The organism is Kineococcus gynurae (assembly GCF_042433995.1).
Lineage (GTDB): Bacteria > Actinomycetota > Actinomycetes > Actinomycetales > Kineococcaceae > Kineococcus > Kineococcus gynurae.
This window is the reverse complement of sequence record NZ_JBHLUI010000003.1, coordinates 45,330-70,972: the sequence shown is the minus strand read 5'-3', so window position 1 is coordinate 70,972 and position 25,643 is coordinate 45,330. Positions and strand designations below refer to the sequence as shown.

At 72.5% G+C, this 25,643-nt stretch carries 24 protein-coding genes and 2 tRNA genes; 9 read left to right on the top strand and 17 right to left on the bottom strand.

The window, feature by feature from the left end; translation table 11 throughout:
* Positions 1-45: 45 nt before the first annotated feature.
* The 11 genes from ACFFKU_RS01680 to dnaA all read right to left on the bottom strand — a co-directional run bounded on the left by ACFFKU_RS01680 (position 46) and on the right by dnaA (position 12,127).
* A tRNA-Ala gene (locus tag ACFFKU_RS01680) sits at positions 46-118 on the bottom strand.
* 27 nt (positions 119-145) lie between these two features.
* Complete coding sequence (locus ACFFKU_RS01675; RefSeq protein WP_380134921.1) at positions 146-250, bottom strand: DLW-39 family protein; 105 nt, start codon at positions 248-250, stop codon at positions 146-148.
* Between the two features lie 42 nt (positions 251-292).
* Positions 293-366: transfer RNA gene (locus tag ACFFKU_RS01670), tRNA-Ile, on the bottom strand.
* Between the two features lie 86 nt (positions 367-452).
* Positions 453-923, bottom strand: a complete 471-nt coding sequence (locus ACFFKU_RS01665) for a DUF3566 domain-containing protein (RefSeq protein ID WP_380134918.1) — start codon at positions 921-923, stop codon at positions 453-455.
* Entirely contained in the window at positions 920-3,616 is a 2,697-nt protein-coding gene (gyrA, locus tag ACFFKU_RS01660) for a DNA gyrase subunit A (protein ID WP_380134916.1), read from the bottom strand. Before gyrA ends, ACFFKU_RS01665 begins: the two co-directional genes overlap by 4 nt.
* A gap of 79 nt (positions 3,617-3,695) precedes the next feature.
* A complete protein-coding gene (gyrB, locus tag ACFFKU_RS01655; RefSeq protein WP_380134913.1) occupies positions 3,696-5,762 on the bottom strand; it encodes a DNA topoisomerase (ATP-hydrolyzing) subunit B in 2,067 nt (688 codons plus the stop codon).
* 256 nt (positions 5,763-6,018) lie between these two features.
* Entirely contained in the window at positions 6,019-6,642 is a 624-nt protein-coding gene (locus ACFFKU_RS01650; RefSeq protein WP_380134911.1) for a DciA family protein, read from the bottom strand.
* Positions 6,632-7,795 (bottom strand): DNA replication/repair protein RecF, encoded by a 1,164-nt coding sequence (gene recF, locus ACFFKU_RS01645; protein ID WP_380134909.1) that lies wholly within the window; start codon positions 7,793-7,795, stop codon positions 6,632-6,634. The genes ACFFKU_RS01650 and recF overlap by 11 nt, the downstream gene beginning before the upstream one ends.
* Positions 7,796-7,825: 30 nt before the next feature.
* Positions 7,826-8,746, bottom strand: a complete 921-nt coding sequence (gnd, locus tag ACFFKU_RS01640) for a phosphogluconate dehydrogenase (NAD(+)-dependent, decarboxylating) (RefSeq protein ID WP_380134906.1) — start codon at positions 8,744-8,746, stop codon at positions 7,826-7,828.
* A gap of 42 nt (positions 8,747-8,788) precedes the next feature.
* Entirely contained in the window at positions 8,789-9,922 is a 1,134-nt protein-coding gene (dnaN, locus tag ACFFKU_RS01635) for a DNA polymerase III subunit beta (protein ID WP_380134903.1), read from the bottom strand.
* A gap of 576 nt (positions 9,923-10,498) precedes the next feature.
* The gene (gene dnaA, locus ACFFKU_RS01630) at positions 10,499-12,127 is read right to left on the bottom strand and encodes a chromosomal replication initiator protein DnaA (protein ID WP_380134901.1); all 1,629 of its coding nucleotides are present in this window, start codon (positions 12,125-12,127) and stop codon (positions 10,499-10,501) included.
* Positions 12,128-12,531: 404 nt separating this feature from the next.
* Between dnaA and rpmH the strand changes: the two genes are divergently transcribed.
* The 8 genes from rpmH (at position 12,532) to ACFFKU_RS01590 (ending at position 18,655) form a co-directional block, all read left to right on the top strand.
* Positions 12,532-12,669, top strand: a complete 138-nt coding sequence (gene rpmH / locus ACFFKU_RS01625) for a 50S ribosomal protein L34 (protein WP_380134900.1) — start codon at positions 12,532-12,534, stop codon at positions 12,667-12,669.
* A 24-nt stretch (positions 12,670-12,693) separates the two neighbouring features.
* Positions 12,694-13,065 carry a ribonuclease P protein component gene (gene rnpA, locus ACFFKU_RS01620; RefSeq protein ID WP_380134898.1) on the top strand — a complete coding sequence of 124 codons (372 nt, stop codon included), beginning with the start codon at positions 12,694-12,696 and terminating at the stop codon, positions 13,063-13,065.
* Positions 13,062-13,343, top strand: a complete 282-nt coding sequence (gene yidD, locus ACFFKU_RS01615) for a membrane protein insertion efficiency factor YidD (protein WP_380134895.1) — start codon at positions 13,062-13,064, stop codon at positions 13,341-13,343. Before rnpA ends, yidD begins: the two co-directional genes overlap by 4 nt.
* Before the next feature lie 82 nt (positions 13,344-13,425).
* The gene (yidC, locus tag ACFFKU_RS01610; protein ID WP_380134892.1) at positions 13,426-14,403 is read left to right on the top strand and encodes a membrane protein insertase YidC; all 978 of its coding nucleotides are present in this window, start codon (positions 13,426-13,428) and stop codon (positions 14,401-14,403) included.
* A gap of 164 nt (positions 14,404-14,567) precedes the next feature.
* Positions 14,568-15,095 (top strand): Jag family protein, encoded by a 528-nt coding sequence (locus ACFFKU_RS01605; RefSeq protein WP_380136090.1) that lies wholly within the window; start codon positions 14,568-14,570, stop codon positions 15,093-15,095.
* 119 nt (positions 15,096-15,214) lie between these two features.
* Positions 15,215-15,955: a 16S rRNA (guanine(527)-N(7))-methyltransferase RsmG gene (gene rsmG, locus ACFFKU_RS01600; protein ID WP_380134889.1), complete on the top strand. Its 741-nt coding sequence runs from the start codon at positions 15,215-15,217 to the stop codon at positions 15,953-15,955.
* Positions 15,956-16,316: 361 nt separating this feature from the next.
* On the top strand, positions 16,317-17,423 hold the full coding sequence (locus tag ACFFKU_RS01595) for a ParA family protein (RefSeq protein ID WP_380136088.1): 1,107 nt from the start codon (positions 16,317-16,319) through the stop codon (positions 17,421-17,423).
* Positions 17,420-18,655, top strand: coding sequence for a ParB/RepB/Spo0J family partition protein (locus ACFFKU_RS01590; RefSeq protein WP_380134887.1), 1,236 nt, complete (start codon positions 17,420-17,422; stop codon positions 18,653-18,655). The genes ACFFKU_RS01595 and ACFFKU_RS01590 overlap by 4 nt, the downstream gene beginning before the upstream one ends.
* Positions 18,656-18,680: 25 nt before the next feature.
* On the opposite strand, the gene ACFFKU_RS01585 is transcribed toward ACFFKU_RS01590, so the two are convergent.
* Entirely contained in the window at positions 18,681-19,892 is a 1,212-nt protein-coding gene (locus ACFFKU_RS01585; RefSeq protein ID WP_380134886.1) for an aminotransferase-like domain-containing protein, read from the bottom strand.
* Between the two features lie 79 nt (positions 19,893-19,971).
* On the opposite strand from ACFFKU_RS01585, the gene ACFFKU_RS01580 reads away from it, so the two are divergent.
* Positions 19,972-20,640, top strand: coding sequence for a GNAT family N-acetyltransferase (locus ACFFKU_RS01580; RefSeq protein ID WP_380134884.1), 669 nt, complete (start codon positions 19,972-19,974; stop codon positions 20,638-20,640).
* Between the two features lie 80 nt (positions 20,641-20,720).
* Here the strand turns inward: ACFFKU_RS01580 and trxA are convergent, their stop codons facing one another.
* The 5 genes from trxA to ACFFKU_RS01555 form a co-directional block, all read right to left on the bottom strand.
* Complete coding sequence (gene trxA / locus ACFFKU_RS01575; RefSeq protein ID WP_380134882.1) at positions 20,721-21,044, bottom strand: thioredoxin; 324 nt, start codon at positions 21,042-21,044, stop codon at positions 20,721-20,723.
* 46 nt (positions 21,045-21,090) lie between these two features.
* Complete coding sequence (trxB, locus tag ACFFKU_RS01570; protein ID WP_380134880.1) at positions 21,091-22,140, bottom strand: thioredoxin-disulfide reductase; 1,050 nt, start codon at positions 22,138-22,140, stop codon at positions 21,091-21,093.
* A 95-nt stretch (positions 22,141-22,235) separates the two neighbouring features.
* A complete protein-coding gene (locus tag ACFFKU_RS01565; protein WP_380134877.1) occupies positions 22,236-23,015 on the bottom strand; it encodes a hypothetical protein in 780 nt (259 codons plus the stop codon).
* 111 nt (positions 23,016-23,126) lie between these two features.
* A complete protein-coding gene (sigM, locus tag ACFFKU_RS01560) occupies positions 23,127-23,720 on the bottom strand; it encodes an RNA polymerase sigma factor SigM (protein WP_380134875.1) in 594 nt (197 codons plus the stop codon).
* A gap of 4 nt (positions 23,721-23,724) precedes the next feature.
* Positions 23,725-25,392, bottom strand: a complete 1,668-nt coding sequence (locus tag ACFFKU_RS01555) for a hypothetical protein (protein ID WP_380134872.1) — start codon at positions 25,390-25,392, stop codon at positions 23,725-23,727.
* Positions 25,393-25,643 lie beyond the last annotated feature (251 nt).

Genomic DNA, 25,643 nt, shown 5'->3' with positions numbered 1-25,643 from the left:
CGATGAAGGGCCCCTCCCGTCCGGGAGGGGCCCTTCATCGTTCGGTGGAGACGAGGGGACTCGAACCCCTAACCCCCTGCATGCAAAGCAGGTGCGCTACCAATTGCGCCACGTCCCCGAGGGACCGTGGGTCCCGTCGAGCGGTTCAGCGGACGGTGTCGGTGGCCTCGGCCCAGAGGTCCCGCTCGGCCGCGGCCGCGGACTGCTTCTTCCAGGCGTAGACGGCACCGCCGACGACTGCGGCGAGCACGAGGATCTTCTTCACACCGACCTCCGAGGGTCACGTGGGGGGTGGGCCTAACAGGATTTGAACCTGTGACCTCTTCGTTATCAGCGAAGCGCTCTAACCAACTGAGCTATAGGCCCGTCGTCGCACGCGGCGACGTCCAGACTCTACCCGAGGATGCCCCGGCAACCCAAAACGGCTGCCGGGGAACGACAGGGGGACGACCTCAGTCGTCGGACAGCGTGACCTGCAGACCGCCGACCAGCGCGGAGCAGACGTTGTACAGGAAGGCGACCAGGGTGGAGAGCGCCGTCAGCAGGATGACGTCGATGACCGCGACGACCGTGGCCAGCGAGATGACCTTGCTGAACCCGACGTAGTCGAGCAGGTCGATCTGGATCTCCGATCCCACGATGTCGCGGAACAGCCCGTCGAGGTCGGTGAAGACGCCCATGCCGTTGAGGACGCTCCACACGACGCCCGTGGCGACGACGAGGGCGATCCCCACGGCGACCGAGAGCAGGAACGACAGTTTGGTGACCGACCAGGGGTCGATGCGCGACAGCGTCAGGCGCACCCGGCGGGGGACCGCGTCGACCCCACCGCCCCGGGTGCCCGGTCGGGCGCCGGCGGCCGGCTTCGCGGCCGACGTCGGGGTGCCCGAGGAACCCGCTGCCGTGCGTTCGGCGGAACTCACTTGTCACCTCCGGGCTCGTCCGCGGACGAGTCGTCGCTGGATCCCTGCGACGGTACGCCATCGACGTGATCCGTGCCGAGGTCCTGCGTGGTTTCGTCGCCCACCGTTCCCGACCCGGTCCCGGGGGCGTCGTCGGGCCCATCCCCGGGCCCGTCCCCGGGCCCACCGTCGGCCTCGGCCTCCAGCTCCTCCTCGACCGCCCGCTCGACGTTCCGGGCGACCGCCAGGATCCGGTCCCCGGTCTCCGGTCGGGCGAAGGTCACGCCCATGGTGTCGCGGCCCTTGGCCGGCACCTCGTCCACGCGCGAGCGGACGACGCGGCCGCCCTGCATGACGACGAGCACCTCGTCGTCGGCGTGGACGGTCAGCGCCCCCACGAGGTCGCCCCGGGCCTCGGCCAGCTTGGCGACCTTGATCCCGAGCCCACCCCGGCCCTGCCGGCGGTACTCGGCGATCGCGGTCCGCTTCGCGTAGCCCAGCTCGGTCACCACGAAGACGTCGAGGTCGTCGGAGGCCACGGCCATCGCGAGCAGCTCGTCGTCGCCGCGGAACTTCATCCCGGTGACCCCCGAGGTGGCCCGTCCCATGGGACGCAGCGTGGCGTCGTCGGCGGTGAACCGCACCGACATCCCCTTGCGGGAGACCAGGAACAGGTCCTCGCCCTCGCCGACCAGCGCGGCCGCGAACAGCTCGTCGGGCACCTCGGTGCCGTCCTCGGTCTCCTGCGAGCGGAGGTTGATGGCGATCAGGCCCCCGGAGCGGTTGCTGTCGTACTCCGACAACCGGGTCTTCTTGACCAGCCCGCGACGGGTGGCCAGGACCAGGAAGGGCGCCTGCTCGTAGTTCTCGATGTCGAGGACGGCGACGATCCGTTCCTCGGGCTGGAACGCCAGCAGGTTCGCGACGTGCTGCCCGCGACCGTCGCGACCGGCCTCGGGCAGTTCGTACCCCTTGGCCCGGTACACCCGGCCGAGGTTGGTGAAGAACAGCAACCAGTGGTGGGTCGTCGTCGTGAAGAAGTGCTCGACGACGTCGTCCTCGCGCAGGTTCGCCCCCCGCACCCCGCGCCCGCCGCGGCGCTGGGCCCGGTAGAGGTCGGTCCGGGTCCGCTTGGTGTACCCGCCGCGCGTGACGGTGACGACGACGTCCTCGACCGGGATGAGGTCCTCGACCGACATGTCGCCCTCGAAGGGGAGGATGACCGTCTTGCGCTCGTCGCCGTAGCGCTCGACCAGTTCGGCGAGCTCGTCGCCGACGATCTGCCGCTGCCGCTCCGGGCGGGCCAGGATGTCGTTGTAGTCGGTGATGAGCCGCATGAGCTCGTCGTACTCGTCGATGATGCGCTGCCGTTCCAGCGCCGCGAGGCGCCGCAGCTGCATCTCGAGGATCGCCCGGGCCTGGACCTCGTCGATGTCGAGGAGTTCCATGAGGCCGTCGCGGGCGATCTCCACCGTCGCCGAGGCGCGGATGAGGGCGATGACCTCGTCCATGGCGTCGAGGGCCTTGAGCAGGGCCCGCAGGATGTGCGCGCGCTCCTCGGCCTTGCGCAGCCGGTAGCGCGTCCGGCGCTGGATGACCTCGAGCTGGTGGGTGACCCAGTGCTTGAGGAACGCGTGGATCGGCAAGGTGCGCGGCACCCCGTCGACCAGCGCGAGCATGTTGGCGCCGAAGTTCACCTGCAGCTGGGTGTGCTTGTAGAGGTTGTTCAGCACGACCTTGGCCACGGCGTCGCGGCGCAGCACGACGACGAGGCGCTGACCGGTCCGACCCGAGGTCTCGTCGCGGACGTCGGCGATCCCGGACAGCCGCCCGTCGCGGACGAGGTTGGCGATGTTCTCGGCCAGGTTGTCGGGGTTCACCTGGTAGGGCAGCTCGGTGATCACCAGGCAGGTGCGGCCCTGGATCTCCTCGACCTCGACGACGGCCCGCATGGTGATGGCCCCGCGACCGGTGCGGTAGGCGTCGTTGATCCCGCGGAACCCGAGGATGGTGGCCCCGGTCGGGAAGTCCGGGCCCTTGATGCGTTGCATCATCGCGGCGAGCTGTTCGTCGTCGCCGGCCTCGGGGTTCTCCAGCAGCCACTGCACCCCGGCCGCGACCTCGCGCAGGTTGTGCGGCGGGATGTTCGTGGCCATGCCGACGGCGATCCCGGCCGAACCGTTGACCAGGAGGTTCGGGAACCGCGAGGGCAGGACCGAGGGTTCCTGGGTGTGCCCGTCGTAGTTGTCGACGAAGTCGACGGTCTCCTCGTCGATGTCGCGGACCATCTCCATGGCCAACGGGGCCATGCGGCACTCGGTGTAGCGGGGGGCCGCGGCCGGGTCGTTCCCGGGCGAGCCGAAGTTCCCCTGCCCGTCGATGAGCGGGTAGCGCAGCGACCAGTCCTGGGCGAGCCGGACCAGGGCGTCGTAGATCGAGGTGTCGCCGTGCGGGTGGTAGTGACCCATGACGTCACCGACCACGCGGGCGCACTTGGAGTACCCGCGGTCGGGGCGGTACCCACCGTCGTACATCGCGTACAACACCCTGCGGTGCACCGGCTTCAGACCGTCCCGCACGTCCGGCAGCGCGCGCGACACGATGACCGACATCGCGTAGTCCAGGTAGGACCGCTGCATCTCCAGCTGCAGGTCGACCTGCTCGACCCGGTCGCCGCCGGTGCTGTCCGGGGGTTCGATGGTGGTGTCGGTCACGGGTTCAGGGACCTCTCAGGCTGGGGTTTCATCGGTTCCACGTGAAACGACCGGGGCGGTACCCGGCCGCGGGTCGACCTCACACGTCGAGGAACCGCACGTCACGGGCGTTGCGCTGGATGAAGGACCGGCGGGACTCCACGTCCTCGCCCATCAGCACCGAGAACATGGCGTCGGCCGCCGCGGCGTCCTCCAGGGTCACCTGCAGCAGGGTCCGGTGGGCCGGGTCCATCGTCGTCTCCGACAACTCGTCCCAGTTCATCTCGCCCAGCCCCTTGTAGCGCTGGACGTAGTTCTCCTTGGCGTGCTTCTTGCCGGACTGGCGCCCGGCGGTGAGCAGCGCGTCGCGCTCCCGGTCGGAGTAGGCGAACTCGTGGGCCTGCCCGCCCTGCCACTTGATCCGGTACAGCGGCGGCTGGGCGAGGTAGACGAATCCCTGCTCCACCAGCGGCTTCATGTAGCGGAACAGCAGCGTGAGCAGCAGGGTCCGGATGTGCTGACCGTCGACGTCGGCGTCGGCCATGATGACGATCTTGTGGTACCGGAGCTTCTCGAGGTTGATCTCGTCGCCGATCCCGGTGCCGAAGGCCGTGATGAGGGCCTGGACCTCCTGGTTGCTCAGCGCCCGGTCCAGACGCGCCTTCTCGACGTTGAGGATCTTCCCGCGGATGGGCAGGATCGCCTGGGTGCGGGGGTTGCGACCCCGGGTCGCGGAACCGCCCGCGGAGTCGCCCTCGACGATGAAGACCTCGCACTCGGCGGGGTTGTTGGACTGGCAGTCCTTGAGCTTGCCGGGCAGCGACGACCTTTCCAGCAGCGACTTACGGCTGGCGTCACGCGCCTTGCGGGCGGCCTGCCGGGCGTAGGAGGCCGAGAGGACCTTCTGCACGACGGCCTTGGCCTCCTTGGGGTTGGAGGCGAACCAGTGCCCGAGGTGCTCGCGCACCTGCTGCTGGACGAAGGTCCGGACGTTGGTGTTGCCCAGCTTGGTCTTGGTCTGGCCCTCGAACTGCGGCTCGGCGATCTTGACCGAGATGACCGCGGTCAGACCCTCGCGGATGTCGCCACCCTCGATGGTGTCCTTCTCCTTCATGAGCTTGTTCTCGCGCGCGTAGTCGGGCACGAGGTTGCTCAGCGCGGTCCGGAACCCGGTCTCGTGGGTCCCGCCCTCGGAGGTGTTGATGTTGTTGGCGTAGGTGAAGACGGTCTCGGAGTACGAGGTCGTCCACTGCATCGCGATCTCGACGGCGATGCCCTGCTCGGTGTCCTCCGCCTCCAGCGAGATGACGCTCTCGTGCAGCGGGTCGTTCTTCTTCTGCGAGTTCAGGTGGTGCACGTAGTCCACCAACCCGCCGTCGTAGCGGTAGGTGACCGACCGCTCGGGCGCCGCGTCGGTGCTCTCCGCCTCGGCCTCCTCGTCGTCGGCCTCGACCGGGCGCTCGTCGGTGAGCGAGATGGTCAGGCCCTTGTTGAGGAAGGCGCGCTGCTGGAAGCGCGTGCGCAGGGTCTCGTAGGAGAAGACGACGGTCTCGAAGGTGTCGGCGCTGGGCCAGAACGTGACCGTGGTGCCGGTCTCGTCGGTGTCCTCGCCCTTCTCGACGGAGGCCACGGGCACCCCGCCCGCGAAGCTCTGCCGCCAGACCGAGCCCTGCCGACGGACCTCGACGTCCACGCGGTCGGACAGCGCGTTGACCACCGAGATGCCGACGCCGTGCAGACCCCCGGAGACCGAGTAGCCGCCACCGCCGAACTTCCCGCCCGCGTGCAGGACGGTGAGGACGACCTCGAGCGCAGAGCGCCCCTCGCCCGGCATGACGTCTACCGGGATGCCGCGGCCGTTGTCCCGGACCCGGAGACCCCCGTCGGCCAACAGGGTCACGTCGATGGTGTCGCAGTAGCCGGCCAGCGCCTCGTCGACGGAGTTGTCGACGACCTCCCAGACCAGGTGGTGCAGCCCGCGCTCCCCGGTGGAGCCGATGTACATGCCGGGGCGTTTGCGGACGGCCTCGAGACCCTCCAGGACGGAGATGGCGTCGGCGCCGTAGTCACCGCCCTTCGGCTCACCGTCGGGGGTGACGGCGTCGGCCAAGGACGGCGCCTCCTCGGGATGGTCGTTCTGAGGCTGCGTCGACTCCTGGTCTGGCACGGGCGCGTGCACTCCCTCCGCGTCACGGCGACGCGGGATCCGCAGCACGCGGGAAGGACCCCGGACGGGCCACTTCCCGATACGACGCGCCGGGGCCCCACGACCGCCAGGTTCGTCCCCAGTCTACCCCGCCGAACGGGTCGGGCGGTGATGCGCGGCCCTGTGGCGCCCGCTGCGGCCAGCGAGCCCCGGTCGTGTGGGTCCCTACGTGGAGCCGACCATGGGCGCTGACGGCCCGTCCGCGTCTCGCCGGTGCTCAGCCGTAGGTGTCGCGGGGTCCGCGACCACCGGGCGCCGAGCGGTTGCCCTTGCGCCAGCTCGGGGCGGTCGGGCCCTTGACGACGACCTTGGTGACCACGCCGTGGCCCAGCTCCTCGTCGAGGCGGCGGACCAGGACGCTGGTGAGCAGCCGCACCTGCGTGGCCCACGTCGTCGACTCGGCCCGGACGGTCAGCACCCCCTCCTTCAGGGTCTCCGGCGCGCAGTGCCCGGCCAGTTCCGGGCCGACCACGACGTCCCAGCGCCCGAAGGCCGACCCGACCTGGACCGGCTGCTCCCAGCCGCGCTCCCCGACGAGGCGACCGAGGTTGGACCCCAGCGCCTGCGGGTCGCGCGCGTCGGGCCAGGCCCCGGAGCGGCGGGCGGCCTCGTTCGCCGCGCGGCGCCGCGCCCAGCGCTCGTCCCGGCCGGTGCGCTCGAGGTCACCGAAGCGGCGCCCGTCGGTCCGGGCGGCGGGGCGCAGGCCGCGGGCCTGGGCCGCCTGCCGGGCCCGTCCCAGGGCCGTGCGGGCGAGGTCGGCGCCCGTCGTCCCGGCGTCCTCGCCCTCCGCGGGGCCCTCCTCCGCGGGGCCCTCCTCCGCGACCTCGTCGTCAGCCGGCACGCGCGGCGCTCCCCAGCCGGACCTCGACCACGTCGGCGCCCCCGTCGCGGAGGGCGGGGGGCACGTCGTCGGGGACGGCCGCGGTGACCAGCACCTGCTCGGCGTCGGCCACCACGTCGGCCAGCCGTTCGCGCCGACCGGCGTCGAGCTCGGCGAACACGTCGTCGAGGATCAGCACCGGACCGCCCGGATCCTCGGCCGAACCGTCGTGCAGCAGCAGGCGGTAGCTCGCCAGCCGCAGCCCGAGCGCCACCGACCACGACTCACCGTGGCTCGCGTAGCCCTTGGCCGGCATCCCGCCGAGGTCGAGGACGAGGTCGTCTCGGTGCGGCCCGACCAGGCAGACCCCCCGGTCGAGCTCGGTGCCCCGACGCTCGAGCGCCTGCTCCAGCAGCGCGTCGCGCAGCTCGGCCCGCTCGGGCAGCCGGTCCGGGAGGCCGGAACCCAGCAACGGCAACGAGCTGCGGTAGCCGAGGACCAGCTCGCCCTGGTCCTTGCTGACCGCGCGGTAGGCCTCGGCCGCCGGGCCCCGCAGGTCGGTCAGCAGTGCCAACCGCGCGGCCAGCAGCTCGGCCCCGACGGTGGCCAGCTGCTCGTCCCAGACCTCCAGCGTGTGCACGTCGCCGCGCCCCGACCGGATGGCCGAACCGGCCGACTTCAGCAGCGCGCTGCGCTGGCGGACGATCCGGTCGTAGTCGGCCCGCACCCCGGCCATCCGCGGCCAGCGGCTGCTCAGCAGGTCGTCCAGGTAGCGCCGGCGCCCGTCCGGGTCGCCCTTCACCAGGGCGAGGTCCTCGGGGGCGAAGAGCACCGTGCGCAGGGTGCCGACGACGTCACGGCTGCGCCGGACCGCGGACCCGTTGATCCGGGCCCGGTTGGCCCGGCCCGGGGTGATCTCCAGCTCGACCAGCGCGCGCCGGTCCCCGCGCACCAGCCCGCAGCGGACCACCGCGCGGTCGGCACCCTGCCGGACCAGCGGGGCGTCGGCCGGGACCCGGTGGCTGGAGAGCGTGGCGACGTAGCCGATCGCCTCGACCAGGTTGGTCTTGCCCTGGCCGTTCAGACCGACGAACGTCGTCGTGCCCGGTCCCAGGTCGAGCTCGAGGCCCGCGTAGGAGCGGAAGTCCACCAGGGACAGGTGCGCGACGTGCACCCCGGACCTCCCGGCTCGGTGACGGTGGCGTCAGTGCGTGGAGCCGGTGCCCGACGTCGGACCGGCGTGCTCGACGGCGTGGCCCCCGAACTGGTTGCGCAGCGCGGCGACGGCCTTGATCGAGGGGGAGTCCTCCTGACGCGAGGCGAAGCGCGCGAAGAGGGCCGCGGCCAGCACCGGCATGGGGACCGCGTTCTCGATGGCCTGCTCCAGGGTCCACCGGCCCTCGCCGGAGTCCTGCGCGTACCCGCGGATGTCCTTGAGCGTCGGGTCCTCCTCCAGGGCGCGGACCAGCAGGTCCAGCAGCCAGGAGCGGACGACGGTGCCCCGGGTCCAGGCCTTGAAGACGGCCGGGACGTCGGTGATGATCCCCTTCGCCTCGAGCAGCTCGTAGCCCTCGGCGTAGGCGTGCATGAGGCCGTACTCGATGCCGTTGTGGACCATCTTGGCGTAGTGCCCCGCGCCGACCCCGCCGGCGTGGACCCAGCCCTCCTCGCGCGGTCCGTCGGGGCGCAGGGCGTCGAACACGGGCAGGGCCAGCTCCACGGCGGGCTTCGGGCCCCCGACCATCAGGCCGTAGCCGTTCTCCCGTCCCCAGACGCCCCCGGAGACGCCGCAGTCGAGGTAGTTCGTGCCGCGCTCCCCGAGCCGGCTCGCGTTGATCGCGTCGTCGGTCCACTTCGAGTTGCCGCCGTCGATGACCAGGTCGCCGTCGCCGAGCAGGGGCGCGAGCGCCTCGACGGTGTCCCGGGTGACCTTGCCGGAGGGGACCATCACCCAGACCACGACGGGGCCGCCGGCGGCGCGCAGCGTCGAGACCAGCTCGGCCAGGCTGGCCACGTCGGTCACGTCGGGGTTCGGGTCGTACCCGGTGACCTCGATGCCCTTGTCGCGCAGCCGGGCGCGCATGTTGCCGCCCATCTTGCCGAGGCCGACCAGACCGATGTGCATCGTGAGGTGTCTCCTTCGTCGTCAGGGGGCCCGGGGCCGACCTCAGCCGGCCATCCGCACGGGCATGAGCAGGTAGCGGTAGGTGTCGTCGTCCTCGCCCTCCAGCTCGCCCTGACCGGTGATGACGGCCGGGCGGGTGGCCTGGGTGAAGGACAGGCGCGCGAACGGGGTGTTCAGGGCGCCGAGCCCGTCGAGCAGGAACTGCGGGTTGAAGGCGATCGAGATGGACTCCCCGACCAAGGTCGCGTCCAGGGCCTCCGAGGCCTGGGCGTCGTCCCCCTGCCCCGCCTCCAAGGAGAGCACCCCGTCGGCGAACAGCAACCGGACGGGGGTGTTCCGCTCCGCGACCAGGGCCACGCGCTTGACGGCCTCGACCAGGGCCGCGGTCGAGACGACGGCGTGGGTGGGCGACTCGGCCGGGAACAGCGCCCGCACCTTGGGGTACTCGCCGTCGACCAGGAGGGAGGTGGAGTAGCGACCGGCGGCCTGGAAGCCGATGAGGTCGCCCCCCGTCCCGGTGTCGGACAGGGCCATGGCGATGGACCCGGTGGCCCCCAGGGACCGGGCGACCTCGTTGAGCGTGCGGGCCCGCACCAGGGCGACCGTCGAGACGTCGGGGTGCTCGGGGCGCCAGCGGAGCTCGCGGACCGCGAGCCGGTACCGGTCGGTGGCCAGCAGGGAGATCTTGTCGCCCTCCAGCTCCATGCGGACGCCGGTGAGGATCGGCAGGGTCTCGTCCCGGCTCGCGGCGACCGTGACCTGGGCGACGGCCGCGGTGAACTCGTCCCCGGCCAGCGTCCCGGCCACCTCGGGCAGCCCCGGCAGGGTCGGGTACTCCTCGACGGGCATGGTCAGCAGGGTGAAGCGGCTCGCGCCGCAGGTGACGACGACCTTCGAGCCCTCGAGGACGAGGGTCACCGGCTTGCCGGGCAGGCTGCGGGAGATGTCGGCCAGCAGTCGGCCCGAGACGAGGACGGACCCGCCGGTGCGCACCTCCGCGGGCACCTCGACCCGGGCGGAGACCTCGTAGTCGAAGGTCGACAGGCGCAGGACGCCGTCGGTCTCGGCCTCCAGCAGGACGCCCGCGAGGACGGGGACGGGCGGGCGGCTCGGGAGCGCTCGTGCAGCCCACGCGACGGCGTCCGCCAGCACGTCACGTTCGACCTGCAACTCCACCGGGCACCGTCCTTCTCCAGCGATCGCTCGCTCGTGTGATCTGGGTCACGCCAGGCCCCCGACAGCTCCTCGGGTGGATGGCGGCATCGAGCGCGTCCGACAGTAGTGGAGACGCGCGAGCCACGTCCCTCCCGGGTTGTCGGCCCGGCCCCCGGGCCTCCACCGTCCACCGTTTCCACCGGTACTCGCGGGTGGACCTTCTCCCTCTCAGAAGGATTCGTCATCGTCATCGCCCTTGTGGAGGCTGTGGACGACGAGGTGTCGCTGCTGGTCAGAGCCCTATTCGGGCCGTCGCCGGCTGTGGGTCCGCTGCGGACGGGGCTCCTCGGTCGTCCACAGGCCGGCTCCGGGTCCGTGGTCGGTCCACAGGCGCCCACCGGGGGCCGCCAACGCGTCCACCGGTTGTCCACCGGGTTGTCCACGGTTGGGGATCGCGCTGTCCACATGGCTGTCCCCAGGGTGTGGACGGCTGTGGACGGGTCGTCACCGAGGGTCGCCGCGAACGCCGACGACCCCCCGGCCGTCGGGCCGAGGGGTCGTACGGGGGTCGTGCGGGCCGGGCTCCTCCGGCGGGGCTCAGGCGCCCGTCTGCTTCTTGATGCGGTTGGTCAGCTCGGTGACCTGGTTGTAGGTGCTGCGCCGCTCCGCCATCTGCTGCTTGATCTTGCGTTCGGCGTGCATGACGGTCGTGTGGTCGCGGCCGCCGAAGTGCTGTCCGATCTTCGGCAGCGAGAGCTGGGTCAGCTCACGGCACAGGTACATCGCGATCTGCCGGGCGGTCACCAGGGTGCGCGAGCGCGACGTGCCGCACAGGTCCTCCAGGGTGATCCCGAAGTACCCGGCGGTCTGCCCCATGATCGCGGCGGCGGTGATCTCCGGTGCGTCCCCGTTGGGGATGAGGTCGCGCAGGACGATCTCGGCCAGCTGCATGTCGACGGCCTGGCGGTTGAGGCTCGCGAACGCCGTCACCCGGATCAGCGCCCCCTCCAGCTCCCGGATGTTCGAGGAGATCTTGGAGGCGATGAACTCCTTGACGTCGTCGGGAACCTCGAGCCGGTCGCCGATGGCCTTCTTGCGCAGGATGGCGATGCGGGTCTCGAGGTCCGGCGGCTGGACGTCGGTGAGCAGGCCCCACTCGAAGCGCGAGCGCATGCGCTCCTCGAAGCCCGACAGCTGCTTCGGCGGCAGGTCGGAGGTGATGACCACCTGCTTGGAGGCGTTGTGCAGCGTGTTGAAGGTGTGGAAGAACTCCTCCTGCGTCTGCACCTTGTTCGACAGGAACTGGATGTCGTCGATGAGCAGCACGTCGACGTCGCGGTAGCGGCGCTGGAACGCCTGCGCCTTGTCGTCGCGGATGGAGTTGATGAAGTCGTTGGTGAACTCCTCGGAGTTCACGTAGCGCACCCGCACCCCGGGGTAGAGGTTCTGCGCGTAGTGCCCGATCGCGTGCAGCAGGTGGGTCTTGCCGAGCCCGGACTCCCCGTAGATGAACAGCGGGTTGTAGGCCTTGGCCGGGGCCTCGGCGACCGCGGTGGCGGCCGCGTGGGCGAAACGGTTGCTGGCCCCGATGACGAAGGACTCGAAGATGTACTTGGGGTTCAGCCGGGTGTTCTCCGGCCGCGCCGCCTTGGAGCGGCCGGCCCGCCCGGTGCCGGGCCCGCGGTCCACCTGGTAGCCGGTGAAGAGCAGGTCGGGGTCGGAGTCGTCCAGGGGGCCGTCGTCCAGACCGCGCCCGGCCCCGGGGCCGAGCCCGTCCTCGAAGGCGTCCTCGTCTTCGCCCGCCGGGACCGACCCGGTCTGCCGGTGCCGCGGGAGTTCCCCCTCCGCGCCGGGGGACGGCGAACCGGTCCGCTCCGGCGCACCGACCGTGGCCAGGCGTTCGCGCTCGAGGTCGCGGGGGCCGCGGACCTCGCCGTTGCGCTCGGGGCTGAGCATCGCGCCGACCTCGGGGTCCACCGTGACGGCGAGCCGGACGGGGGTGCCGAGCTGCGCGCTGAGCGCATCGGTGAGGGGCTCACGGACCTTCTGCTCGATGACCTCCTTGGTGAGGTCGTTCGGCACGGCCAGCAGGGCGGTCCCGTCCAGGAGCCCGACCGGACGGGCGAGGCGGACGAAGGCCCGCTGGTGACGGGTGACCCCGCCGTCGTCCAGGGTGGCGATGGCGCGTTCCCAGACGCTGGGGAAGTCTCCGCCGTCGCTGTCCACTCGTCGTCTCCCCGTCCTACCGTTCCGGATGTGCGCGCCCGGTGCCGGACGACCCCGTCCACACCGTTGTCCACAGGCTGTGCACGAAGCGCGGAACGGTAACAAGGCCCGGTGCCCGGTTCAAGCGAGACCGGACCGCGGGGGGCGGGTGTGCGGGGTCCACCGTAGCCCCCCGACGGGGGTGCGGGGACACCTCGTGGACACCTCTGGGACGCAGCGGGGGCCGTGGCGGCCCAGAGGTCCGGCGCGTTTTGACCGGGTACCCCCGGCCCACGTACGCTGACCGGGATTGTGCTCTGCAACGGCCAGCGCCGCGCCCGTCCGGGTGACGCCACGCTACCGACTCGGAGCCCCGCACAAGCCCTCGGCCCACCGGCCGAACCTAGTGACCATGGAGTTCTGACGTGAGCAAGCGCACCTTCCAGCCGAACAACCGTCGCCGCAGCAAGGTCCACGGCTTCCGGCTGCGCATGCGGACCCGTGCCGGCCGCGCCATCCTCTCGGCGCGTCGCGCCAAGGGCCGCGACAAGATCTCCGCCTGAGTCCAGGCCCCGCGTCAGGACCGCGTGCTCCCGGCCCCGCGCCGACTCCGACGCAAGGACGACTTCACCCTCGCCCTGCGACGGGGTAACCGTGCGGGGACCCGGCGGCTCGTCCTGCACTGGTTCCACGCCGGGTCGAGCGGCGCGGCGGAGCCGACCTTCGAAGCCCACCCCACGAGGGTGGGCTTCGTCGTGTCCAAGGCGGTCGGCAACTCCGTGGTCCGGCACCGGACCCAGCGGCAGCTGCGGCACGTGATGGCCGGCCTCCTCCCCTCGTTGCCGGCGCAGCAGGGGCTCCTGGTGGTGCGGGCCCTGCCGGCATCGGCCGGGGCGACCTCGACGGAGCTGGGTGCCGACGTCGAGCGCGGCCTGCGCCGCCTGGGGCTGACCCGGTGAGCCGGGCCTGGTGGCACCCCGTGCGCTGGCCCGCGCTGCTGCTGACCGTGCTCGTCCGGGCCTACCAGCTCCTGGTGTCGCCCCTGCTCGGTCCCACCTGCCGTTTCTACCCCTCCTGCTCGCAGTACGCGATCGACGCGCTGCGGGAACGAGGGGTGCTGGTGGGCCTCTGGTTGACCGTCCGGCGCCTGGGCCGCTGCCACCCGTGGAACCCTGGGGGGGTGGACCCCGTTCCGCCTCGGAGGGCGGATCGGGATCGGGCGTCGACGGCGCCCTGACGACTGACTTCCCGACGGACCGAGGGGTTCCGCGGGCGTGAGCGCCGGTCCGCCGGCGAGTGGAGGAGAGGACAGCCGGAGGATGGACACCTTTTTCGACCTGCTCTACCCGATCCAGTGGGTGGTCGCCTGGATCATGGTGCGGTTCCATGACCTGTTCACGGCCCTGGGACTCGACCCTGAAGGCGGGGCCGCCTGGTCGCTGTCCATCGTCGGTCTGGTCATCGTCATCCGCATCATCCTGATCCCGCTGTTCGTCAAGCAGATCAAGGCGATGCGCGGGATGCAGGTGCTGCAGCCCGAGATGCGCAAGATCCAGCAGAAGTACAAGGGCAAGACGGACCCGCAGAGCAAGCAGGCCCAGCAGCAGGAGATGATGGCGCTCTACCGCGAGTCGGGCACCAACCCGATGGCGAGCTGCCTGCCGATCCTGCTGCAGTCCCCGATCTTCTTCGCCCTCTTCCACACGCTGAACGGGATCGGTCAGGGCCGCACCGTCGGGGCGTTGAACGCCACCCTGGTCGACCAGATCGACAAGGCCACCATCTTCGGGGCCGAGCTCTCCGACATCTTCTGGACCAACCGCGGCGACCTCAACGTCGTCATCGTCACGGTCACGATGATCGTTCTGATGTCGCTGTCGCAGTTCGTCACCCAGAAGCAGCTGATGGCGAAGAACACCTCCTCGGCGTCGATGGAGGGCAACCCGTTCGCGCAGCAGCAGAAGATGATGCTGTACCTGCTGCCGATCATCTTCGCCATCTCCGGCGTGCACTTCCCGATCGGTGTCCTCCTCTACTGGCTGACCACCAACGCCTGGTCGATGGGGCAGCAGTTCTTCGTCATCCGCAACATGCCGACCCCGGGTTCCATCGCCGAGAAGGAGCTCAACGAGCGCAAGGCCCGTCGGGCGCTGCGCCGGGGCAAGCCGCTGCCCGAGGCGGCGGCCGACGGTGGCACGACGGTGACCGCGCCGGTGCGCCAGCAGCGCCAGCAGCCGAAGCGCGGGGGAAGCCGCGAGACCCGTCGGAAGCCCAACACGCGACCCGGCAACCGCTGAGGGCGCAGCCCCGGCCCACCCACCGCTTCAGCACCCAGTCAGGAAGGACGACGGTGACCAACAGCACCACCTCGACCGTCCGCGAGGACGACGAGCAGGACCCGCAGAACGTCGACGAGGCCACGGTCGCTCCGGCGCCGGCCCCCAAGTCGGCGGCCAGGCGGTTGGAGGAGGAGGGCGACGTCGCCGCCGACTACCTCGAGGAACTGCTCGACATCGTCGACCTCGACGGTGACATCGACATCGACATCGAGAACGGCCGGGCCGCCGTGGCCATCGTCGCGGAGGACTCCGAGATGGCGGCCCTGCGCAAGCTGGTCGGCAAGGACGGCGAGGTCCTCGACGCCCTCCAGGAGCTGACGCGCCTGGCCGTGCAGGCCCAGACCGGCGACCGGACGCGCCTGCTGCTCGACGTGGCCGGCTTCCGCGCCGAGAAGCGCACCGCGCTGATCGCCCTGGCCGAGGACGTCTGCGCGACCGTGCGGTCAACGGGTCAGGACAAGAAGCTCGACCCGATGCCGGCGTTCGAGCGCAAGGTCGTGCACGACGCGGTGGCCGCCGCCGGGCTGCAGAGCGAGTCGGAGGGAGAGGAACCGCGTCGCCGCGTCGTCGTCCTCGCTCCGGTCGCGGCGACGAGCTCGTCCGAGCAGTCCGCCGGTTCCGGCGACGGTGCGGAGGCTGCGTCGTCCTGAACGGAGGTTCGGACCCGGGCCGTTAGGCTGTCCGGGTGTCGAACGAGGTGCCCGAGGGCGGTGATGTTCCACGTGGAACATCACCGCCCTCTTCCGTGTCCGCAGCCGATCCGAGCCTCGTGACGGAGCCCGAGTCCGCCCGTGAGGTGTTCGGGGAACGGGTCGACCTGGCCCGCCGCTACACCGAGATCCTGGCGACGACGGGGGTCGAGCGGGGGCTGATCGGGCCCCGGGAGATTCCGCGTCTCTGGGATCGGCACGTCCTCAACTGCGCCTACCTGGCGGAACTCGTCGAACCGGGGGCCTCGGTCGTCGACGTCGGCTCCGGTGCCGGACTGCCCGGGCTTCCGGTCGCGCTGGCCCGGCCGGACGTGACCGTCCGCCTGGTCGAGCCGTTGGAGCGGCGCTACCACTTCCTTCGCGAGGTGGTCGCCGAGCTGGGGTTGCGGGAGCAGGTGGCCGTCGTCCGCAGCCGGGCCGAGGACATTCGCGGGGACTTCTCGGGGCGGGTGGTCACCGCCCGGGCCGTGGCCCCCCTCGCCTCCCTCTACGGCTGGACGCTGCCCCTGGTGCAGCCCGGGGGGCACCTGCTCGCCATCAAGGGCCGCTCCGCTCCGGAGGAGATCGCGGCGGCCGCGGAGACCTTGGCCGCCATGGGTGTCTCCGCCACCCCGGACGTGGTGGTGTGCGGACCGCAGGACGGGACCGGCACGACGGTCGTCCGGGTGGAGCGGGGCAACGGACCGCTCCGGTCGGTCGCGCCGCCGGCCACGACGACCCGGCGTCGTGGGGCCGGCCCGACCAAGAACGGTCAGCGCCGCGGACGGTCCGGCGGCGACAAGCGCCGCTCGACGCGATGACCGGTTCCGCGCCCGTCCCTTCCGGTAGAGAACGACAAGGAGTACCCGCGTGACCCGACTCGGCTGGCTCGGAGCCGTCCCGCCCACCACCGGACCGCGGGGGCTGGGATGGTTCGAACCCGCATCCCGACCGCAACCGACCGAGGGATCAGCGATTACCGAGGGTGCGGTGGTGCCGGTTCCACGTGAAACCGATGAGACCGCACCGGTCCCCCCGGTCGCCCTCGAGCCTTCGACAGAACTGGCAGCGTCCGCGCCCGAGGTTTCCCGTGAAACATTGGCGTTGACGAACGAGGTCAATGACGTCGTCACCGATGTTTCCCGTGAAACCAGCGCCACATCGTCAGAGACCGACCCGGTCGTGCCGCTCCTCGTCGATCCCGACGAGTCGTCGACCCACGCCGACCCGCCGATCCAGGAGGCGACCGAGCCCGTCGACCTCCCGGTCGAGGTGACCGAGCCGGTCGTCCCGGCCGCACCGCCCGTCCGGCCCGGTGAGCGGTTCCCCAAGCCGGACGAGACGCGCATCCTCACGATCGCCAACCAGAAGGGTGGCGTGGGCAAGACCACGAGCGCCGTCAACCTGGCGTCGGCCCTGTCGGCGGCGGGACTGAAGGTCCTCGTGCTCGACGTTGACCCGCAGGGCAACGCCTCGACGGCGCTCGGCATCGACCACCAGCCTGGCGTTCCCGGCATCTACGAGGTGCTGGTCGAGGGCAAGTCCCTGGCCGAGGTGGTCCAGCGCTGCGACGAGGCCCCCGATCTGTGGTGCGCCCCGGCGACCATCGATCTGGCGGGCGCCGAGATCGAGCTGGTCTCGATGGTGGCGCGGGAGTCCCGGTTGCTGCGGGCCCTGACCAAATACCTCAAGGACGTCGAGCGTTCCGGGCAGGGCCGGGTCGACTACGTGCTGATCGACTGCCCGCCCAGCCTGGGCCTGCTGACCATCAACGCGTTCGTGGCGGCCCCCGAGGTGCTCATCCCCATCCAGTGCGAGTACTACGCGTTGGAGGGCCTGACGCAGCTGCTCTCGAACATCGACCTCATCCAGCAGCACCTCAACCCGGACCTGCACGTGTCCACCATCCTGCTCACCATGTACGACGGTCGGACGCGCCTGGCCTCCCAGGTGGTCGAGGAGGTCCGCAGTCACTTCGGGGAGCAGGTGCTCCGTCCCCTCGTCCCCCGTTCAGTACGGATCAGCGAAGCCCCCAGCCACGGCCAGACCGTGATGACCTACGACCCCTTGTCCTCGGGGGCGTTGGCCTATCTGGCCGCCGCGCGGGAGCTGGCCCAGCGGGGTGCCACGATTGCCGAGCCCGACACGCCGTCCGGTTCCACGGGAAACATCACCCCGCCGGGAGATGCTGCCCCCGGCTCCGCCCCGCAGGTCGCCGACCCGTGGTCGCGGTGGACCGACGGGAAGATCAACCGACGCGGACCGGCGTCGCGGGAGGGTGAAGCGTGAGCGACAAGCGGCGTGGTCTGGGACGTGGGCTGGGCGCCCTCATCCCCAGCGGTCCGACCCCGACCCGACCCGGCGCCCCGACCAGCGGCGGGGCACCGACGCGCGGGGCCATCCGACCGCCGGTCCGGCCGGTCGACGTCTTCTTCGACCAGCGCCCCGCCTCGGAGGCGGGCGCCACCGTCGAGGAGACGCCCGTGGCGCGCTCGCAGCCCGTGGTCGACCCCCCCGCCCCGTCCCGGTCGGCGGATCCGGACGCGGAACCCGTCGCGGTCGAGCCTGCGCCGTTCGAGCCGACGTCTGCCGGGTCCCCCTCGTCGGAGCCCGGCGACTCGTCTCCGGCCGGGGCGAGCCCGGCCGAGAACGTGTTCCACGTGGAACCGACCGTCCCGGAACGGGTCGAGGACCACCTGGTGCCCGTTCCGGGCGCCCGTTTCGCCGAGATCCCGATCGCGGCGATCCGCCCCAACCCGCGTCAGCCGCGGACGGTCTTCGACGAGGACGACCTCGCCGAGCTGGTCCACTCGGTGCAGGAGATCGGGGTCCTGCAGCCGATCGTGGTCCGGCCGATCGCCGAACCGCACGACGGTCCGGCCGAGTTCGAGCTGGTCATGGGCGAGCGGCGGTGGCGGGCGGCGACCGAGGCCGGTCTGGCCGCCGTCCCGGCCATCGTGCGGGAGACCGCCGACGACGACCTGCTCCGCGACGCCCTGCTGGAGAACCTGCACCGCAGCCAGCTGAACCCGCTGGAGGAGGCGGCGGCCTACGCCCAGCTGCTGGAGGACTTCGGCTGCACCCACGAGGAGCTGGCGGGGCGGATCGGACGATCGCGGCCGCAGATCAGCAACACGCTGCGGCTGATGAAGCTGCCCCCGCTGGTGCAACGGCGGGTGGCGGCCGGGGTCCTGAGCGCCGGGCACGCCCGCGCCCTGCTGGCCCTGGAGGACGGTGGGGCCATGGAGCGCCTGGCCCAGCGGATCGTCGCCGAGGGCCTCAGCGTGCGGGCGGTGGAGGAGATCATCGCCCTGGGCGACGCCGACACGGCCCCGCGTCGACGCAACCCCCCGCGGGACGCGCCAGAGCTGGACCGGCGGGCCGCCGACCTGGCCGACCGGCTCGACACCCGGGTCAAGATCAGCATGGGCCGCAGCCGAGGGCGGCTGACGGTGGACTTCGCCGGCCTCGAGGACCTGGACCGCATCCTGCGCCTCCTGGACCGGACACCCAGCCACTGAGCGACGGGTCCGGTCGTCGGGCCGCTCAGCGACGAGCGGCCCGCACGGCCGTCCCCAGCCGCCGGATCCCCTCGACCAGACGGTCTGGCGGGGGGAAGCAGTAGGCCAGGCGCAGCTGGTCGCGGCCCCCGCCGTCGGCGAAGAACGCGGACCCCGGGACGTAGGCCACGCCGGCCGCGAGAGCGGCGGGCGCCAGGGTCGTCGCGTCCAGGCCGTCCGGCAGGGTGAGCCACACGTAGAACCCGCCGCCCGGACGGGTCCAGGTCGCCTCGGGGAGCTCGACGTCCAGCGTGCCCAGCACGCTGTCCCGGCGCTCCCGGTACTGGTCGCGGTACCGCTCGACCTGGTTCCGCCAGTCGGTCGTGGCCAGGTACTCGGCGGCCACGGCCTGCGTGAGACCGCTCGGGCAGAGCACGGTCGCCTCGGCCAGCAGTTCCAGGCGCGACCGCAACCACTCGGGGGCGAGGACCCAGCCGAGGCGGAAGCCCGGCGCGAGGGTCTTGGACAGCGACCCGGTGTGGACGACGAGGTCGGGGGCGAGACTGCGCAGGCTGGGCAGCGGCGGACCGGAGAATCCCAGCAGGGCGTAGGGGTCGTCCTCCAGGACCAGGACCCCGTACCGGCCGGCGAGGTCGAGCACGGCGTGACGCCGCTCCAGGGCCAGGGTCACCCCGGCCGGGTTCTGGTGGTGCGGCACGGTGTAGAGGAGCTTGGGGATCCGTCCGGCGCGGGCCGCCCGGCGCAGGGCCTCCTCCAGGGCGTCGGGTCGCAGTCCGTCGTCGTCGAGCGCGACGTGCTCGATGCGGGCGCGCTGGGCGGCGAGCACCCCGAGCGCCCCGACGTAGGTGGGAGCCTCGACCAGGACCGTGTCCCCGGGGTCCAGCAACGCCCGGGCCACGAGGTCGAGGGCCTGCTGCGAACCGGCGGTCACCAGCACGTCGTCGGGGTCCACCGCGAGGCCCTGCTCCGCCACGACGTCCGCGACCCCCGCCCGCAGGTCTCCCCGGCCCCGAGCCCCGCCGTACTGCAGGACCGAGGGTCCCGACCTCAGCAGCAGGTCGCGGGCGAGGTCGGCCAGCCGTTCCCAGGGCAGTCCCCCCAGGGCGGGCATCCCCCCGGCCAGGGACACGACGAAGGGATCCTCCGCGGCGGTGAACAGCTCGCCCAGCTCCGAGGGGGCGATCCCGGCGGCGACGCCGGAGAGCAGGGCTTCGAGGTCGTGGCTCGCGGGGTGCACCCGGATAGGATGCCGCCGACGGTCGCGACGCCTCCAGGGTGGGGGACCGCGGCTCGCTGACCGGCGGAGGGATGGTCGTATGGGTCGACGGATGGCGCCGCTCACGCTGGACGCCCTCGCCGACCTGCCCAAGCCGTCGCGGCAGTGCGTCTTCTGGGAGCTCGACGCCGTCGCCGGGCAGCGGGCGGCCGAGGCCGGGTTCCCCGACTTCGAGAAGGAAGCCTGGATCTCCACGGTCCTGCTCCAGTGGGGGCCCTGCGGTCGGCTCGTCTACGTCGACGACCGACCCGTCGGATTCGTCACCTACGCGCCGCCGGTGTACGTGCCCCGCCAGGCGGGGTTTGCGACGTCACCGGTCAGCGCGGACGCCGTGCTGCTGATGACCGGCTGGATCGACCCGGCCTTCCGGGGCCAGGGGCTGGCCCGCATGCTCGTCCAGGGCGCGGCCAAGGACCTCACCCAGCGCGGGGTCAAGGCGGTCGAGGCGTTCGGCGGGGGTCCGGCCGCGATCGGCGGTGACGGCAGCAGCGAGTGCGCCCACGAGCACGACGAACCCTGCGTGCTGCCCGCCCACTTGCTCGAGTCGGTGGGGTTCACCGTGGTCCGTCCCCACCACCGCCACCCCCGGTTGCGGTTGGAGCTGCGGTCGGCGCTGAGCTGGCGCGAGGACGTCGAGCAGGCCCTCGAACGCCTTCTGGGGAGCGTCCGCGTCCCCACCCTGACCGGGGTGGCCGCGGGCCCGTCCTGAACGGCACAGGGGGACCGTGCTCTCGATCGACGAGCGCACGGTCCCCCTGTGCCGGAACCCCCGTGGGGCCCGGGAGGAACTCAGAGGAACTCGCCGAGCTCCTGCAGCAGGGCGGGCTTGGGCTTGGCCCCGATGATGGTCTTGACGACCTCGCCGCCGGAGAACACCGACATGGTCGGGATCGACGTGATGCCGTACCGGGCGGCGGTGCTGCCGTTCTCGTCGGTGTTCAGCTTCACGACCTGGAGTTTCTCGCCGTTCTCGGCGGCGATCTCCTCCAGGATCGGGGCGACCTGGCGGCACGGGCCGCACCAGGGTGCCCAGAAGTCGACCAGGACGGGCTTGTCGGCCTGCAGGACGACGGACTCGAAGGTGTCGTCGGTGACCGGGGTCGTGCTGCTCATCGCTACTCCTGCAACAGGTTTCGTGATCGTGGGGTTAGTCGGGAGGTCAGTCGCGGGGCTGCGGGCGCTCGACGGTGGCCTCGGGGTCGGCCGCGAGCGCGGTCTCCTCGCGCACCGGGTTGTCGGCCACGTCCCCGCGCTGGGCGAGGAAGTGCTCGGCGTCCAGGGCGGCGGAGCACCCCATCCCGGCGGCGGTGATGGCCTGCATGTAGACGTGGTCGACCACGTCGCCCGCGGCGAAGACCCCGGGCAGGTTGGTCCGCGTGCTGCGGCCCTCGACCTGCACGAAACCGGCGTCGTCCAGGTCGACCTGACCCTTCACCAGCGCGGTCCGGGGTTCGTGGCCGATCGCGATGAACAGACCGGTCGCGTCGATGTCGCGCTCCTCACCGGTCACCGTGTCGCGCAGGCGCAGGCCGTTCACCTTGTCCTCGCCGTGGATCGCCACGACCTCGGAGTTCCAGGCGAACCGGATCTTCTCGTTGTCGTGGGCGCGCTTGGCCATGATGGCCGAGGCCCGCAGCTCCGTGCGCCGGTGCACGATGGTGACGGTCTCGGCGAACCGGGTGAGGAACGTCGCCTCCTCGACCGCGGAGTCTCCGCCGCCCACGACGACGATGTGCTGGTTGCGGAAGAAGAACCCGTCGCACGTCGCGCACCACGAGACGCCGCGACCGGACAACCGCTTCTCGTCGGGCAGACCGAGTTCGCGGTAGGCCGAACCCAGGGCGAGGATCACCGCGTGGGCCCGGAACGTCTCACCGCTGCCGGTCACGACCTCCTTGACGTCGCCCTCGAGGCGGACCTCGACGACGTCGTCGGTGACCAGTTCGGCCCCGAACCGCTCGGCCTGCGCCCGCATGTTGTCCATCAGGTCCGGACCCATGATCCCCTTGGGGAAACCGGGGAAGTTCTCGACCTCGGTGGTGTTCATGAGCGCACCGCCGGCGGTCACCGAGCCCTCGAACACCAGGGGGCGGAGCTCGGCACGCGCCGCGTACAGCGCCGCGGTGTACCCGGCCGGGCCGGAACCGACGACGATGATCTCGCGGACGTCCTCGCCCGGGGCGGCCTGCGTCGCGCTGGCGTCACTCACTGCCGAACCTGCTTTCGTGATCGGGGGTCGCACCCGGATTTCTCCGGTGCTCCTGCTGCAACCGATCGTAGGGCCGGGCTCTTCCCCGCCCCCGGTCAGCGCGCGGTGCTGCGGGCGAGCTCGAGGTCCCCGGGCCGGCAGTCCAGCGCGTAGACGAGGACCTCCGCACCGGACGACCCCGCGTCGACCGTCAGCAGCGCCGCGGGTCGACCCTGCCACCGGGCGAGCTCGACCCGGCTCACCGAACCGGCGGTGACCCCGTTCGCCACGGCACAGGCCAGCGGTGCGTCGGCGAGCGACGGATCGGTCGCCCGGGACGTCGGGCTCGACGACCCCCCACCCGGGGCGTCGAGCATCGTGTAGGGCCCGTCGGCGCTGGTCGCGGTGTCGTGGGTGTCCATCAGCGCCGTGGCGGCGGTCAGCTGGTCCGGCGAGGTGTAGTCGGTCTCGCTGCTGACGACCGCCGCCCCGGACGTCGCCTGCAGGTCCCCGGGTTCGTACGACTCGTTCGCGGGTCCGGCCGCGCTCCCGGACGCCGCACCGGAATCTGCGGTCGAGGGGCCTCGCTCCTGCACGGCCCAGACGCCGCCGCCGAGGACGGCGACGGCCGCCGCCACCCCGAGACCCCGCCGCCACCGGGCCGCGCGCCGCAACCGGCGCTCGGCGAGCGAGACGGCCGCGACGAGCCCGTCCTCCTCAGCGGCGTCGGCGTCGGCGTCGGCACCGGTCGCGTGGGCGGGGCGGGGGCGGCTGCGTTCCGCGGCCAGGGCGCCCTCGACCCGGGCCACCACGTCCTCGGGCATGGGGCCGGTCTCCGCGAGGGCGCGCAGCCGGGCGCGGATGCGCTCCTGCTCGGCGTCCAGCGGCTCCGTCACGGCGTTCCCACCCCCTCCTTGCTCCCCATCCGGTCGACCCGGTCGATGCCGGCCATGATCACGATCCGGTCACGGACCGGTCTCGACGGTCGGTCTGACGCGGGGCGGGCCTCACGGGTTCCCACCGCCGTCGAGCAGTTCGGCGAGCGCGGTGCGCCCGCGCGAGCACCGGGACTTGATCGTGCCCTCCGCCACCCCGAGCATCGCCGCGACCTCGGCGATCGGGTGGTCGTACATGTCGACCAGCACCAGGGCGACCCGTTGCGCCTCCGGCAGCCGGGCCAGGGCGGCGGTCACGTCGAGCCGCGTCTCGACCGACGGCGCGCGGTCGGCGACGACGGCCAGGGCGGTCGGTCGGCCACCGTCGTCGGGGCCCGCCTCCTCCAGCGGCCGGGTGGGTCGCACCGCGCGCCGCCGCGCCCGGTCCAGGCAGGCGTTGACGACGATGCGGTGCAGCCAGGTGGTCACGGCGGAGTCGCCGCGGAACCGGTCGGCCGCGCGCAGGGCCGAGACGAGGGCGTCCTGGACGGCGTCGGCCGCCTCCTCCCGGTCCCCGGTCGTGCGCAGCGCGACCGCCCAGAGCCGGTCGCGGTGGCGGCGGACCACCTCGCCGAACGCGTCGGGGTCGCCCGCGACGTGCGCGGCGACGAGCTCGGCGTCGCTGCGCGGGTCCGTGGGCCCGACTCCCGGCGGCGGGGGGGTCACGGGGTCAGCCGGCGGTTCCCGTGACGGCGACCTGGCCGACGACCCAGCGGGCCGCGCCGTCGTTGGTGGGCAGCTCGGTGCTCCACAGCAGCAACCACCGGGCCCGGACCGGGGCGGCCGGGGTGATGGTGGCGTCACCGCCGGCCGCGGCCTCGCCGACGACGGTGGTCCCCTCGGGCCCGGTGGGGGCCTCCGGCGCGACCGAGGTGCGGAGCTCGACGCGGCCCCCCGACCCGGGCTGGGTGAGCTGCACCGAGGTCACGTCGACCTCGGCCCCGAGGTCGACGACGATCCCGATGCCGTTCTTCAGCCCGCCGAACGCGGTCGTGCTGTAGCGCTGGCTCTGCCAGGTCGAGGCCGGGTCCCCGTCGGTCATCGCCGCCGCCCCCGCGGGGGACTCCCCGTCGCCCTGCGGGTCGATCGTCGTGATGCCCGTGACGGGCAGGGGTCCGGCGCTCACGGATGGTGTGGCTTCCGGCGTGGTCTCCGGGGTCGCCGCCGGGCTCGGCGCCGTGGAGGTGGCCGCGGGGCGGGCGGGGGCCGCGTCGTCGCCCAGGTCCGGGGTCGCGATCCGGCTCAGCTGCCAGACGGCCAGGACCAGGCCGACGAGGACGACGGCGGCGACCAGGACCAGCACGAACCGGGAGTCCTCGCGCCGGGTCCGGGTCGGGGTCGGGGCCACGAACGGGATGACCGGCTCCGCCTCCGGGACCGCCTCGCCCCCCAGGCGGTCGCGGACCTCGCGGGCGGCCCGCTCCCCGCGCATCTCGCGCAGCACGTCGTACCAGACGTCCATCGACCAGGGGGCCAGCTGCAGGGCCAGCTCGGCCGGGGTGTGCGGGCCGTCGGCGTGCGGGCCGAAGGTCACGGAGGCGAGGGTGTCCAGGTCGTTGGGGACCTCGGGGCGGATCTCCTTGGGCGGCAGCGGGCGGCCGTCCGCACCGGAGGGCGCCGAGGGCAGCCCCGGGTGCGGGGCCAGGCTGTCGACGGTCGGCCACCGCCCGGTGAGCGCGGCGTAGAGCAGCGCCACGCAGCCCACCGCGTCGGCCCGGTTGGCGATCGCGTCGGCCCGCCCGGTCGAGACCGAGGGGGGTTCGGGGGCCAGGGCCGACTCCACCCCGATCCCGAGGACGTGCACCAGACCGTCGGGTCCCAGCACGACGTGGTCGGGGGTGAGCCGGGTGTGGTGCAGCCCCCGCCGGGCGGCGGCGTCGAGCGCGGTGGCGACCTCGCCGACCAGCGCCCGCGCGGCCGGGCCGAGCAGCGGCCCGGAGCGCAGCAGGTCGGTGAGGGTGCGGCCCTCGACCTCCTCCTCGACGACGTAGGCCACGCCGTCGGGGAAGTCGGGGTGCTCACCGGTCGCAAGGGTGTGCCGTCCGGTGGGGGCCCCGGCCGACGGGCCCGGGGTGAGGGCCGGCCCGGCGGCGTGGTCCGTCCCGGCGTCGAGGATCCGCGGCACCCGCGCGTCCTCGAGGACCGCCACCCGGCGGGCCGCGTCGAGCAGCTCGGGGCCGCGGGAGTCGGTCGCGTCGAGCAGGCTGATCCGCACCCGTCGTTCCAGCGTCGCGTCCCACCCGCGGTAGGTGTGCAGCTCCCCGCCGGTGCTCGTGCGCTGCCGCAGCAGGTAACGTCCGGCCACGTCGCGGCGGTCGACGGTCTCGCTGCTGCTCACGGCGGCGGGGGATCCTCCCGGTACGGGCGCTCGGTGCGCCTGGATGTTCGACGACGGCCCGAGGGGTCGGGACGGGGCCCGACGGTCTCGGAGACGTGCGCGCTGCGGCTCCATCGTAGGCCGTCCGGGTGAGCGCTTCCCCGGATCCGCCGCCGTCGGGACGTCCTCACGAACCCTGCGCCGCGCCCCGCGACGGGGAAGACTCCGCGTCGAGCGGGCCGCTCCGTCCTCGGTGGCCCCGCCGATGCACG